At 68.8% G+C, this 12,368-nt stretch carries 14 protein-coding genes and 3 pseudogenes; 6 read left to right on the top strand and 11 right to left on the bottom strand.

Annotated features, from left to right (window positions below; genetic code table 11):
- Window positions 1-491: pseudogene (locus tag ACFYW9_RS28185) on the top strand (aldehyde dehydrogenase); the annotation flags it as partial.
- 219 nt (window positions 492-710) lie between these two features.
- A pseudogene (locus tag ACFYW9_RS28180) lies at window positions 711-1,136 on the top strand (endonuclease); the annotation flags it as partial.
- Between the two features lie 182 nt (window positions 1,137-1,318).
- On the opposite strand, the gene ACFYW9_RS28175 reads toward ACFYW9_RS28180, so the two are convergent.
- On the bottom strand, window positions 1,319-2,857 hold the full coding sequence (locus tag ACFYW9_RS28175; RefSeq protein ID WP_389155828.1) for a CHAD domain-containing protein: 1,539 nt from the start codon (window positions 2,855-2,857) through the stop codon (window positions 1,319-1,321).
- Between the two features lie 287 nt (window positions 2,858-3,144).
- Here ACFYW9_RS28175 and ACFYW9_RS28170 point away from each other — a divergent pair, with 287 nt between their 5' ends.
- Both ACFYW9_RS28170 and ACFYW9_RS28165 read left to right on the top strand, forming a co-directional pair.
- Complete coding sequence (locus tag ACFYW9_RS28170; protein WP_389155825.1) at window positions 3,145-3,297, top strand: hypothetical protein; 153 nt, start codon at window positions 3,145-3,147, stop codon at window positions 3,295-3,297.
- 232 nt (window positions 3,298-3,529) lie between these two features.
- Window positions 3,530-3,844 (top strand): annotated as a pseudogene (locus ACFYW9_RS28165) (plasmid stabilization protein); the annotation flags it as partial.
- A gap of 87 nt (window positions 3,845-3,931) precedes the next feature.
- On the opposite strand, the gene ACFYW9_RS28160 reads toward ACFYW9_RS28165, so the two are convergent.
- From ACFYW9_RS28160 to ACFYW9_RS28125, 8 genes are all read right to left on the bottom strand, one after another.
- A protein-coding gene (locus tag ACFYW9_RS28160) for an IS5 family transposase (RefSeq protein WP_389155822.1) occupies window positions 3,932-4,767 on the bottom strand; the annotation gives its coding sequence in 2 pieces (ribosomal slippage) (window positions 3,932-4,417 and window positions 4,420-4,767; 834 coding nt in all).
- A 42-nt stretch (window positions 4,768-4,809) separates the two neighbouring features.
- On the bottom strand, window positions 4,810-5,052 hold the full coding sequence (locus ACFYW9_RS28155; RefSeq protein ID WP_389155819.1) for a hypothetical protein: 243 nt from the start codon (window positions 5,050-5,052) through the stop codon (window positions 4,810-4,812).
- Window positions 5,053-5,091: 39 nt separating this feature from the next.
- A complete protein-coding gene (locus tag ACFYW9_RS28150) occupies window positions 5,092-5,241 on the bottom strand; it encodes a hypothetical protein (protein ID WP_389155816.1) in 150 nt (49 codons plus the stop codon).
- A gap of 5 nt (window positions 5,242-5,246) precedes the next feature.
- Window positions 5,247-5,426: an FAD-dependent oxidoreductase gene (locus ACFYW9_RS28145; protein WP_389155813.1), complete on the bottom strand. Its 180-nt coding sequence runs from the start codon at window positions 5,424-5,426 to the stop codon at window positions 5,247-5,249.
- Between the two features lie 101 nt (window positions 5,427-5,527).
- On the bottom strand, window positions 5,528-5,797 hold the full coding sequence (locus ACFYW9_RS28140) for a GlsB/YeaQ/YmgE family stress response membrane protein (protein WP_389155810.1): 270 nt from the start codon (window positions 5,795-5,797) through the stop codon (window positions 5,528-5,530).
- A gap of 985 nt (window positions 5,798-6,782) precedes the next feature.
- A complete protein-coding gene (locus ACFYW9_RS28135; protein WP_351874901.1) occupies window positions 6,783-7,148 on the bottom strand; it encodes a hypothetical protein in 366 nt (121 codons plus the stop codon).
- Window positions 7,149-7,501: 353 nt separating this feature from the next.
- Window positions 7,502-7,951: a DUF3618 domain-containing protein gene (locus ACFYW9_RS28130; protein ID WP_389155805.1), complete on the bottom strand. Its 450-nt coding sequence runs from the start codon at window positions 7,949-7,951 to the stop codon at window positions 7,502-7,504.
- The gene (locus ACFYW9_RS28125; RefSeq protein ID WP_389155802.1) at window positions 7,948-8,373 is read right to left on the bottom strand and encodes a phage holin family protein; all 426 of its coding nucleotides are present in this window, start codon (window positions 8,371-8,373) and stop codon (window positions 7,948-7,950) included. Before ACFYW9_RS28125 ends, ACFYW9_RS28130 begins: the two co-directional genes overlap by 4 nt.
- Window positions 8,374-8,566: 193 nt before the next feature.
- Between ACFYW9_RS28125 and ACFYW9_RS28120 the strand changes: the two genes are divergently transcribed.
- Both ACFYW9_RS28120 and ACFYW9_RS28115 read left to right on the top strand, forming a co-directional pair.
- On the top strand, window positions 8,567-8,761 hold the full coding sequence (locus ACFYW9_RS28120; RefSeq protein WP_389155799.1) for a hypothetical protein: 195 nt from the start codon (window positions 8,567-8,569) through the stop codon (window positions 8,759-8,761).
- A 760-nt stretch (window positions 8,762-9,521) separates the two neighbouring features.
- The gene (locus tag ACFYW9_RS28115; RefSeq protein WP_351874893.1) at window positions 9,522-9,896 is read left to right on the top strand and encodes a VOC family protein; all 375 of its coding nucleotides are present in this window, start codon (window positions 9,522-9,524) and stop codon (window positions 9,894-9,896) included.
- 341 nt (window positions 9,897-10,237) lie between these two features.
- On the opposite strand, the gene ACFYW9_RS28110 is transcribed toward ACFYW9_RS28115, so the two are convergent.
- Both ACFYW9_RS28110 and ACFYW9_RS28105 read right to left on the bottom strand, forming a co-directional pair.
- A complete protein-coding gene (locus ACFYW9_RS28110; protein WP_351874935.1) occupies window positions 10,238-10,468 on the bottom strand; it encodes a DUF6479 family protein in 231 nt (76 codons plus the stop codon).
- 410 nt (window positions 10,469-10,878) lie between these two features.
- A complete protein-coding gene (locus tag ACFYW9_RS28105) occupies window positions 10,879-11,430 on the bottom strand; it encodes a hypothetical protein (protein ID WP_389155794.1) in 552 nt (183 codons plus the stop codon).
- Window positions 11,431-12,368 lie beyond the last annotated feature (938 nt).

Genomic DNA, 12,368 nt, shown 5'->3' with positions numbered 1-12,368 from the left:
CCGATCAGAATCCGGCGGAGGTCGTCAAGGAAGCCACCCTCGGTCTGGGTGCCGACAACGGCTGTGAGTGCGTCGGCTACCAGGCACACGACCCCCAGGGGCACGAGGACGCCAGTCTCACGCTCAACGAACTGATCGACGCGGTCAGGTTCACCGGCCACATCGGCGTGGTGGGCGTGTTCCTGCCCCAGGACCCCGGCGGCGCGGAGGCCCAGGGCGAGCTGGAGGCCCAGGGCAAGATCCCGATCGACTTCGGCATGATGTGGTTCAAGGGGCAGCACATGGGCACAGGGCAGGCTCCGGTGAAGAAGTACAACCGGGCGCTGCGGGATCTGATCGCCGGCGGGAAGGCGACGCCGAGCTTCGTCGTCTCCCACGAACTCGGCCTGGACGAGGCCCCCGCCGCCTACGAGCACTTCGACGCCCGTGACGAGGGCTGGATCAAGGTGGTCCTGCACCCGAACGGACACGGAAACGGCCACAAGCGATAGGGAATCCGAAGGGCCGCCGTCCCGCCCCGCCGGAGAGGTCGGCCCCGGCGCCGGCCGATGCCGTGCGCGGCGCGAGCGGGGCTTCAGCCGCGAGCGGCGTTTCCGCGACTGTGAGCCCGGATCCCGCGACCTCCCCGAAGGCCCGCACCCGAGCACGCGAAGGCCGCATCGAACAGACAGCGACACGAAGTGGTGAGCGCCCTGCTCGAGCGGTAGGAAAGGACATACGCGGCGCAGGCCGGAGGCCGGTTGCGTGACACCCCGGCCCCGCTCCACCGGATGCTCGTACGGGCGAACCTGCTCAGTGTCCGTATCAAGACGGACATCGCGGTCACGACAGCCGGAGCACTGTTCGAAGCCGGGACGCGCGACAGCCGGTCGATGGCGCGGGCGACCTGGCAGGAACGTGTCGACGCGCTCGGCAAAGGCGGATACCGGCGCTGTGACGAGGGCACCTCCACCATGCTCGGTGAGGGAGCGGACCTGCTGCTCGACCAGTACGACGGTGATCTGCGGCGGCTGCGCGAGGAATCCGGCCTCGCCAAAGCCCTGCAGCGCTTTCCGGGCATCGGACCGACGGGGACCGACATCTTCCTCCGCGGCGTACAGGCCATCTGGCCGGAGGTCCATCCGTACGTGGACCGGGCATGACGGGCGGGTGGCCGGCTCTCGCTGCGCATCGGTGAGCGCAAAAGCGGCGGTGACTGTTGCCCGTTCAAGGTGGCTGTTGCCTGCTCGATCAGGGACGAGCGGTCCGAAGAATCGCACCGCCCCGGTACCGAACGACCCCGGTACCGCACAACGCGCACAGACGGTTACCTGCGCGATCAGAAGCGGAGCCCCTTGCGCCGGGCTACCGCGCGGGCACGAGCCCACGCCTCGGGGAGCTGTCGTTCCCGGACCCCCGCCGCGGTTCTCTCCTGACCGTGCAGCAGGCCCCAGGTGAAGCCGGGTTCCCCCGCAGCGTGTGCGGCGATCGCAAGACCGCGCAAGGTGTCACGGGCCACGACGCTGTCGTGCTGGGCGCCGCTCACCTGCTGTACGGCCTTGACGCGCTTGCCGAGGCGTCGAACAGGCTTGCCCAGGGCGGGGCGGGCCGACTCCGCGGCATAGCGAAGCCTCTTGGCGGCCTTGCGGGCGTGGTGGATCAGGGCATCGCGTTCCGGTCCGGACGGCGTGCCGAGCGCACGGTCCATTCGCTGACCAAGTCGCCCGTACTCCTTCCCGAGCGCCTTGACCAGGACCTTCTCCGGTTTTCCAGCCGCCTTCGCGCGCAGCGGCGGCGCCTCGGCCAGCCTGTTCAACTGCTCAAGCAGGTTCAGGTAGCGCGGCGTGGCGAGCGCGTCCAGGGTGCGTCGACGGCCCTCGGCCTGCCGTGCCGCGTCCCAGGCCTGCAGCCGTGCGTCAACCGGGCCCAGGACCAGTTCACCGGGAAGTTCCCGCACGCCGGAGGTCAGCCGCTCCCGCAGCACCTCATGGTCGCGCTCCACACCGAGTTCGGCGCCGAGCCATTTCAGATCCCGCCGAACGGGGTCGGTGACCTCACGGTCGAGGACGGATCGGTAGGAGCGCAGGCAACTGCGCAGACGGCGGGCCGTGGTGCGCATCCGGTGCACGGCGTCGGGCAGGTCACGACGCACGGCGGGGTCGAGGTCCGTGAGGGCATCCACCAACCGGCGAACGTACGTGAGTACGTGATCGCCGGCCGACCCCGGGGCGGCCCCGGCGCGCGCATCCTCCGTGCCTCCGAGGAGGGGCGTCGTCCCGGACAGGGCACGGACGACTTTCGAGGGGCCCTGTGCGCGGTCGACACCGTTCTTCCGGAGTACCTTTTCGATGGCGTCCAGGAGCGCGGGATCACCGTCATCGGCGAGTTCGACCTCCATCTCCGTCCACTTCGTGTGCGCGTCGTCGTCCAGCAGCGAGTCGGCCCGCACCGCATCCGTACTCAGCTCGGCCAGGGCGTCACCCCCGGCGCCGAGAAGATGGCGCAGGGATCGGGTGGAGCGGATCCGCATGACAGGCCGCAGCTCTGCGCCGCGGGTGCGGGAGAGAGCCAGGTCCCGCAGGTCCTCCGGGACCTCTTCTGATGACAGGGGGAGTCGGATCTCCTCCCGGGTGTCTCCCTTTAGGGGCAGCTTCAGGTGCCAGCCGGCGTCGGTGCCGCCCTTTCGGCGCCGCAGGGACGCCCTGGTGTGTGCCAGTCGCAGGTCCTCGGTGTCGTAGTAGACGGCATCCAGTTCCTGCGTCGCATGCTCTGCGAGCGAGGCGACCCGGTCCACTCCCGTCAGCTCGGGCAGCCATGAGACGTCGTTTCCCGGCGGCGCCGCGTATGTGCGTTCTGTCTCTCGTGTCGAATGGGCCATACAGATCGCGTTGACACATTCCCTGGTCTCAAACTCGACGTACGCCACTTCGCGGCTTCACCTTCGCGCGCGTGGTGGATCGGAGGCGGGCGGAGATCCGTAGCGTTCCAGCAGCCAGGTGACGGCGCTGTGGTCCAGGCGGCCCGAGGACGCGCACCGAGCCGATGCCGGCGAGGCGATTCGTACCGTGGAGACGGCCTTCACGGGTGTGGAACCGGCGGGCCGCGGTGAGATCGACGGCCCACCGGTCCGCCTAGGTCTGCAGTGGAGGACTGTCGTCGCGAGGCATGCTCGACGGCGCGAACACGTACCACTTCGTCACGGTGAGGCGTGTGGACGGCCCGTTCATGAAGGTGCGCATCGACCGTGGGCTGTGGAAGTCGATCGGGGTCGGCGATCGCATCGTGAAGGAGCCGGGAAGCGGCCCGGTCAAGGCATAACCCCCCAAGGCGCTGGACGGAGAACAACACCCAGGTCCTCCTCGTCGATGGCCTGGCCGCATTGCTTCTTCTCCAGGTCCTCGACCTCGCTGCGCGTCTGCGGCACCAGAGCTGCGCGCATCGCCGCCCGGTCGCCTCCGCGGACAGCCCGCTCGAAAGCCGCGGCTGCGTCGGAGGCGGCATCAACACGCCGGCCGGGGGCACAGACGCTGAGGCCGTCAATGAGAGCGTCATGCCGCGGGGTTCCGACGTGAAGCGTGAGCGTCAGTACGAGCACATCGAGGAAAGCGCCGAGAAGCGCGGCACCTCCGAAGGGTGGGCGAAGGAGATCGCGGCGCGCACGGTGAACAAGGAGCGTGCCCGCTCGGGAGAGTCGAAGCTGGCGAGCAAGACCTCCACGAAGGACCCGAAGTCCGCCTCCCAGCGCGGCGGTGAGCGTTCCCACAGTGGTTCCCGGGGGCCGACGAGGGGCCATCTGTACGCGGAGGCGAAGAAGCGCAACATCGACGGCCGTTCGTCCATGAACAAGAAGGAACTGGCCAAGGCCCCCTCGGCCGCTGACCGGCCGGCGCAAAGCCGGCCCCAGCACGCGGCCGGTAAGACGTCCTCGCGTGCGCCGGCCGAGTAAGGGGTCCTAACAAAGGCGTTGGACGTGCCGGTGGGTGATCAGGCAGGTGGCGAGGCCGAGGAAGGCCTCGTGGATGTCGTCGCGTCGCTCCGAACGGATCCGCAGTCGTCGGAAGCCGTGCAGCCAGGCGATCGTGCGCTCTACCACCCAGCGGAAAACGCCCAGGCCGGAGCCGTGTTCCACGCCTCGTTCGGCGATGACCGGGCGGATGCCGCGGTCCCAGAGCAGGCGGCGGTACTTGTCGTGGTCGTAGGCGCGGTCGGCGAGCAGGGCATCGGGTCTGCGTCTGGGCTGGCCGACGACGCCTGCTACCGCCGGAATCTTGTCCAGCAGCGGCAGCAACTGCGTGACGTCGTTGCGGTTTCCGCCGGTCAGCGACACCGCGAGCGGGATGCCCCGGGCGTCGGTGACGACGTGGTGCTTGCTGCCCGGCCGCGCGCGGTCGACCGGGCTGGGTCCGCTTTTGGGCCCCGCCGGGCCGCTCGCACGTGGGAGGAGTCGATCACCGCCCGCGACCAGTCCAGCTGCTTCGCGGCCCGCAACTTCCTCAGCAGCACCAGATGCAGTTGATCCCACATGTCGGCTTCGTTCCACGCGGCCAGGCGCCGCCAGCAGGTCATGCCCGAGCCGAAGCCCAGCTCCTGGGGCAAGTACTCCCATTGGATGCCGGTATGCAGCACGAACAGGATCCCGCACAAGGCCTGCCGGTCCGGCACCCGAGGTCTGCCCTCGACCAGCTTCGGCGCTGGCTCGGGCAGCAACGGCTCGATCAGCAACCACAGTTCATCCGACACGATCCACGGCCGCGACTGACGTGTTCCCACGCTCGGACCAACGACCATCCCAGCCGAAGGTCACATGATCAACGGCTTCTGTTAGGACCCCTAAGGAGACTCATGCCTTCCCCATCCCCAAGCCCCAGCACCCGGCGGGGGAGAAGCATTTGAAGACCGGCGGTCAGCAAGCTCCTGTGCCGTCAGTCCGAAGGTCATGGCGACGACGAGGGGCTGCACCGAGCCAGGGGCCTGCGCTCCCAGCAGGTGCGCCCCGATCAGAGGTCCCGAACCACGCTCCACCAGCACTTTGCAGAAGCCCTGTCTGTCCTCAAGGGCCCAGCCGTACGCCACGTCCTCATACCGGTGGACTCCGGTGACGTAGTGAAGGCCCTACCGGCGGGCCTCCTGTTCGGTGAGGCCGACCTGCGAGATCTGCGGGTCGGTGAACACGGCGGCGGAGACTGCGTCGTAGGACATGGACCGCGGCAGGCCGGGGTGCAGCAGGTTGTGGGCCACCACCTCGGCCTCGCGATTGGCCACATGCTTCAGCGGGGCCCGGGAGTGATGTCGCCGAGTGCCCGAACGCCGGCGGCACTGGTACGCATCTGCGCGTCGACTCCGATCAGACCGGCGTCGTCGCAGGCGATACCAGCCTGCTCCGGACCCAGCCCGTCACTGTTGGGCCGACGGCCCACCGCCACGAGCAGGGTGTCCGCCTCGAGCACCGATCCGGCGTCGAGAGTCAGCCGCAGCTCGCCAAAAAAGGGCGGCTCCGTCCTCCCGTGAAGGGGAGGGCGGAGCCGTTTCGCCGGGGGCGGAGGTGAGGTCAGGCGTGGCGGCGGTTTCCGGTGATGACCCGGTACAGGGCCAAGAGGATGAGGGAGCCGACGACGGCGGCGATCCAGGTGGAGAGGTCGAAGAAACCGTCGATGGAGTCGACGCCGAAGATGACCTTGCCGAGCCAGCCGCCGAGGAGACCTCCCGCGATGCCGATGAGCATCGTGATGATGATGCCGCCCGGGTCCTTGCCGGGCATGAGCGCCTTGGCGATGATGCCGGCGAGCAGACCGATGAGTATCCAGGCGATGATGCCCATGATGTGTCTCCTAGCTGGTGAAATAAAGTCTCTGTCAGGAGAACCGTGTGTTCCGTGTCGGCGATTTCAAACCCGGCGGGCGGGTTCGCGAAACCTTGGAGACGAGGTTCCGTGAACCCGTAAGCCAACGGTGAGCGCCAGGAGTTGGCGGTCGGGCGGCCGCCGCACGTCCGGTTCGAGGCCGGATCCGCGGCACAGAGCGCAGGAGCGGCTCGGCCTGCTCTTCCAAGGCCCCGCGAGGAGTTCGCCGTCTACTGGCCCGTACGCTGAAGCGCGTCTTCGCGGACTTGGCTTACGGGGACTGCGAGGGAGGCCGGGCGGGCTGGAAGGTCGGCGGCCGCCCGCAGGCGTTGACCCCGGCCGAACTCCCGTACTGCCTCGGTGAACACTCAGTAGACGATCGTCGTCTTCCCGCAACCGCCCCTGCCGTACACGACGTGGGCGTCGCTGCCAGAACCGGCGATGGCCTGGCACACGGGGCCGGCGGCGGGTCACCTGGACAACTGGGCGAGGAAAGCCGGGGAACGGGTACACAGCGACGTGATCATCCCGGTCTCCGCATTGCACGGCCGGTCCTCACGACCGGGTCAGGCCCCTTGTGGAGGCCGGCGTGACCATTCGACTCCGCGCTGCGGACACAAGATCAGGGGGCTGCGGTGCCCAGTAGGGTTGTGACACGCCCACGCCCACGGCCGTGGACGTCTCCCGGCGGGCGGTGGTCACCGCACGTCAACGCTCTGCCCGCGCCGACGGAGCAGATCCGGATCCCGTTCCCGCTCGTCGTCGACGACCATGGGATCGATCGGCGTGGCGGCCGCGCACACCAGTGGAGCGCCGCTTGAACTCACCGCCGCTGCGGCGAAAAGGCGTTCCCGGTCTTGCCTCAGCCGGCTGGCGGGACGGTGGTGGCGCGGTCGAGATGTTGCCCATGTGCCAGCCGACGCTGTGGGCTCAGGGTGCGGCGTCGACTGAACGGGGGCGTGCCTCAGCGGCTTCCGTCTCCGGTCGATGAATCCTCGGGATCGACCCCTGTATAGGCGGAGGCGTGCTTTTCGCCGCTGGGGCGGCGTGACTTTCCGTGGGGGCCCGTGTCGTGCATGCCTCGGGACTTCCCCTTCTGATCCTCGGCACTCGTGGTCAGGCTCTCCGAGCTGGTGCCGGCGCCCGCTTCCTCCTTCTCTCCCTTCGACGGCGTGCGGCGGGGCTCGTCGGCCGTCGGAGCGTACTTGTCGGGATGGAAGGAGCGGTGCGGGCTGGGGTTCGGCTGCTGTTGCTCGTCGTTCACGGACGGCCCCCAGCGCATCTCACGCTCACCTTTGGACTTCTGCGGATCTGGATTCGACTTTGACATGACAGCACCTCGCGTCCTCGCTCGCTGCCACGGCACCCGTGGAGCTGTGCCGGCCGTCCGGACCGGCGGTCGCGAGCGCTCGCAGGAGGAGACCCCTGCCTGCGCGGATGGATGCCAGGCATCGGAACCCGGGTATCCACCCAAAGCGATACGAATCACCGACACTGGGTAGATCCCGGCGCGCTACGGGTGAGAAGCCCTCGTCGGCACGGTGCGCAAGGAACGCATCGGAGCCGACTACGACTACGACAACGGCGACGAGGACCGGCTGACCTGGGCGACCGAACCCGAAGCGGCCAAGGGCCCGATCCCCTGAGGAATCGGGCCCGTGCCGCGTTCAGCAGCTCTCTCGTTCAGCCCTTCCTGGGGCGGCCGGCCAGCCACAGGAAGGTGACGCCCGCCGCGGCGAGCAGCAGCACGGTGCGGTGCTCCCGCGCCAGCCGCACGGATCGTGCCGCCTGCTGTCGCAGAGGCTCGGGCGCCTTCTCTTCCCACATCTGTCCCACCTGGGCCGCCGCGGCGCGGGCTTGTCCGGCAACCTGGACGGCCTTCTCCTTGACCGGGTCGGGGAGCTTGTCCTGGACATGGGAGTTGGCCTTCGCCGCCTGCGCCTTCAGCTCACCGGCCTTGACGGCTGCCTGCTCCTTCAGCTGGCCGGCCTTTCGCTGGGCGCGGGCCTTGACGTCGGTCTTGTCCGCGAGGGCCTGGACCGTCTCCCCGAGTTCGTGGCGGGTGTGCTCGATCTGCTCGCGGAGCTCGGCGGGAGTAGGGGTGCTGTGCTGGTCGGGGGGCGTGTGGGTCATCGGTGTGCGCTCCTCTTGATCTCAGCCACGTCGGCCTTGACGTTTTCGATCGTGCTCTGGGGTGTCGGCGGGGATGCCTTGCCAACCTGCTTCTTGCCGCTGAGAGCCAGGACCGCGGCGATCGCGCCGAGGGCGGCGGTGACGATGAGGGCAGCCGCCCACACCGGCAGCAGCAGTGTCACGGCCGCGATCGCGCTCGCCACCAGCGCTTGAAGCATCAGGAAACCGGCCAGCGAAGCCCCGCCGAGCAGGCCGCCGCTCTTGCCGTAGCGCTTGCCCTTCTCCTTCATCTCGGCCTGCGCGAGCTTCATCTCGCCGCGGACCAGCTCAGTCAGCTGCTGAGAGGCCTGCTGGACCAGCTCGCCCACCGGCTCGTGCCCAACGTCGTGCGCAAGCGGGCCCTGCGGTTGTGTACTCGACACGCGATCCCCTCCTGTTCTGTGCCGTTCCTGCCTTTCGGGCCGTGCCACGGCGGCCGGCCCGGCCTTCGGTGAGAAGCCGAGTACCCCGAACCGTGCAATTCAGGAGGGAACACTCAGCGGTGAGCAGTGGATGCGCCGCGGGACGTTGTGTGGCCCCTGCGGCAAGTGCCGCAGCAGATGCGGGACATGCCGGGTGAGCCAGGCGCCGCCCAGCCCCGATCAAGGCGCCGGCGACGACATCGGTGAGGTAGTGGACTCCCGACTGCACGCGCTCGACGGCACGCGCTCGACGGTCGGCACCGCGCAGGCGGCAGCGGCCAGCGGCCAGACGGGAGCGACGACGGCGGCGAAGACGACCGCGGCCGCGGTGTGGCCCGAAGGGAAATGAGGAGGAGTCAGGCCGGTCCTCAACCTCGTTGCGATCGATCCATTCCTCGGGCGGGCGGGGCCGGTCGACCAACTGCTCACCCACCCGTTGGAGGCCAACTGCGCGACAGCGAGCGCCGCAGCCCCAGCACGGCTGATCTGCTCCCGCGCCGCCCACCGAACGCCGCCATGACGGCCGCTGCACCGCACCACAGCTTGCTGCTCTCCGCTGTCTCCTCCACCGTGGACAGCAGCCGACCGATGCCGGGCGGGATACGGCCGGACGCCCGCTGTGTCAGCCGCCGATCTGCTTTGCGGACATCCGCCATCAGTTTCATGAGCGGGCAGGTATCCCCGGGCGTCGGGTGCACACCCGGTTGCGTATCGCTGATAGGCCAGGATTTTTCAGGCCCTGCTGTTTTCGCTTGTGAAGACCGGGCACTCAGGGCGCAGGCCGGTCAGGTGGCCTTCACCTTCAAGGGACTGGCCGGCTGCAGGTTCCCCCGGTTCGGCCACGTGTGCTGGGGGAGCCGCCCTTTTCCAGGGAGCGGACAGCGCCGGGGTGCGCGGGCCGGGATAGGGAACAGGGCCTTGCGCCTGTTTCGGTGAGGTGATGCCCGGAGCCGTGGCGCGGACGTTGCCGGCCCACCGTGCTCCATATCGCGCGGGGACTTTGTGCGGTGCCCAGTGGCCGATGAAGGACGACCGCCCGGCGTCATGCCGGTCATGGGATGGCGGGCACGCAGATGCGTGAGGCGAGTGTCAGGGGCAAGACTGCAGGCATGACGACAACCCTCGGCGCCTTCGTTCTCGGAACTCCCGATCCTCCCGCGCTGGCCGACTTCTACCGGGCCCTGCTCGGCTGGCAGGAAGTCGAGCGCAAGCCGGAATGGGTCCGCTTGAAGGCCCCACATCAGGAACGCCCCGGTCTCAGCTTCCAGCTGGAGACCGATCACACCCCTCCAACATGGCCGCAGCGCCCGGGCACGCAGCAGATGCAGGCGCACTTGGACCTGCAAGTCGACCACCTGGAGGCGGAGACCGAACGGGCTTGCGCTCTGGGTGCGACGCTGCAGGAATACCAGCCGCAGAAGGACGTGCGGGTTCTCCGGGACCCGCACGGCCATCCGTTCTGCCTCTTTCTTCCGGGTGCCTGAATGCCCGGGCCTGCGCAGGGTCAGTCACACGTGGCCGAGACCTCGGCCGGCTGACTGCCGGTCACCGGTCGGTCCGGCCGCCACCGTGCTCACTGCGGCGATGGGGAGATCCTCGGGCTGGCGTACTCGGTGCGGGACCTGATGGAGTTCCTGCGCCGGGTGGGGCTGGAGATGGAGCCGACCGAGGTGATTGAGTCTCCGAGAGGGAAAGGGCTTACGCAGCGGACGCGAGTACAGCTTCGGCCAGGACCTGTACGAGCCCTGCCGCGCGGTGGAATCAACTGCCGCAGTCAGCGCAGGGCCGTGCTGACCGAGTGCCGGGCCTGACGGTGGCGGTCGGGTCAATGCCGGGGTTGGTCGTCGGTGTCGGCGTCAGGTGTCTGCCAGGAATCCTGACGGGGTGCCGTCTGTGGATTTGGCGCTGCCGGCCTGGCGCCGGGATTCTTTCGGTGTGCTGTGCGTCGGCTGCCGTACCAGAACGCGCCGATCAGAAGGGCGGCCACCACTACGCCGGCGACGATCAAGAAGAGCGACGACGAGCCGTCGGCCGCGAGGACTGGAGAAGCGATCATGGTGGCCGTGTACCCCGTTCTCCAGCCTTCACCGCACGGATACGCAAACGTTGCAGAATTGGTCAAATCGCCACGCTCGGGAAGGGGCCCGGGTGTGACAAGCCGCTGAGCAGGCGTTGTCTGGCCGGCGCGGGAGCCTGGGTGCAGAGACCCGGTTGAACCGGGGAGACGTCAGGGCGGGCTCAGGGCCGGACGGTCCGAGCGGAGCTCGTCCAGGAGACGTGTGGAGGGTCGTTCCGACCGACATTGCGAGCAGAATTGGACGCAGTCGCGCACCGAGCGGTACAAGGTTGTCTGCAGTGCCACCATGGCGGTGAGCGGGGCGAACGTGGCCACCGCCGACGGCGCATGGCACAGTACCCCGGGGAAAACCCGCCTGCTGGTCCTGATCCCGCCGGGGTGCGCCTTTCCTAACGGCTTCCCGTGCCGATGACGGTGAGCCTGCCGGGAGTGAGCCGTGCGGAGGCGGCCTTGGCGTGCAGGGAATCCACTGCCTCGAGTTGCCGTTCCGCCCCCCGCAGCAGTTCTTCCAGTCGGCCGGAGTCGAGGCGCGGGTCGTCCGGGAAGGCGGCGAGCAGGGAGCGCCACAGCAGCGCCTTGCCGGTCACGCCCATGCGCATGGCTTCGAGTTCGATCAGCAGTGCGAGACCGGAGCGGCGCAGCAGACGGCCGTTGGGCTTCACCCGGCCGAGCTTCTCGCCCAGCCATGCTCCGTAGACCTTGTAGCGTCTCGCGGAAACACGCAGGTCTGTCATCAGCCGCACCAGGGCCCGCCGGTCCTGCAAGATGTCCGTCTCCAGAGCCCGCAGTTCCTGGCCGTAGGGCGAATCGCCGTGCTCCTGCACCATGCGGTGCACCAGCCCGGCACCGGCTGTCGCACCCGCCAGATGATCATTGAGATAGATGCCGAGGATTTTCTGCCGCCCTGGACCCTCGCTGGAGCTTCGTAGGGGAGCGCTCATGGTGTTCCTCCGCGTTCTGGCAGCCTCTTGGTGGTGAGCGAGTGCCCCCGCTGAGGTTGTCAACCGCTCTGTGCGCACCGCTGCCCTGCCGTCGGTGGATGCCGCAGCCGCGCCGCGGACGCGGGTGACGGCCACCAGCAGCGCCGCCAGGGCGAAGTCGGCTGTAGTGGGGCCCGCACCCAGGCACTCAGCGTGTCGACCGCCACTGACGTTTCCAGGTCCTGTCAGGCTGTCGGCAGAGGGCCCTGTCTGCCGGCGGCGGATGTCGTTTCGCCAGAGATCGCGTACAGGTACCGCGCGTGGGTCAGCGGCGGCGCAGCAACATGACGACAGCGATGATGACGATGATGAGAACAACGGTACCCAGGCCTATGTACACGGGTTTCCCTTTCCCTCGGGGGAGCGGCGCCCATTGGTGCCGCCCGGACCGAGTGCCCCGGTCCGGGCTTTTCAGCCGGGGGCGACCAAGCCAGTGCCTTCGGGCCGTGTACGGCCGCCTTCGGATGTTCCTGTGACCTTGCGACCACCGTCCGCCCGGGGCGTTCCGCCCGTCCTGGGACGGGTGATCTGAGGGAGCGGAGCGTGAACGGTGGTGACCGTTCCTGCCTGTCGGCAGCAGACGCCGCGGCAGGTGACGGGATCACCGGCAGGCGATTGCGCGGGCCGGCTCTGGACCGCGCCCGCCCCGATCTTCGCGAAACAGAGGGGGCAGCGTTCGGCGGCCAGGCCATGACCGGGGGCGAACGCACGCGGAGCTCCTGGGCAAGCTGCGTTCTTGTTGTCGATGAACGACGATGGAGGTACAGGGCTGGTCGGTCCTGCGGTATCCGCCCCTCAGGGCGCATACCGCCGTGGTGCGCCGAGGACCGTGCGCGGAGGGAGTTCGCCGTGGACTCGTCTGCCGCCCCCGGCCCGCCAGAGCATGGCAGGCACAAGAT

This window comes from Streptomyces sp. NPDC002698 (assembly GCF_042888945.1).
Classification (GTDB): domain Bacteria; phylum Actinomycetota; class Actinomycetes; order Streptomycetales; family Streptomycetaceae; genus Streptomyces.
Note: the sequence above shows the minus strand (reverse complement) of the source record. Positions and strands in the feature narration are given on the sequence as shown.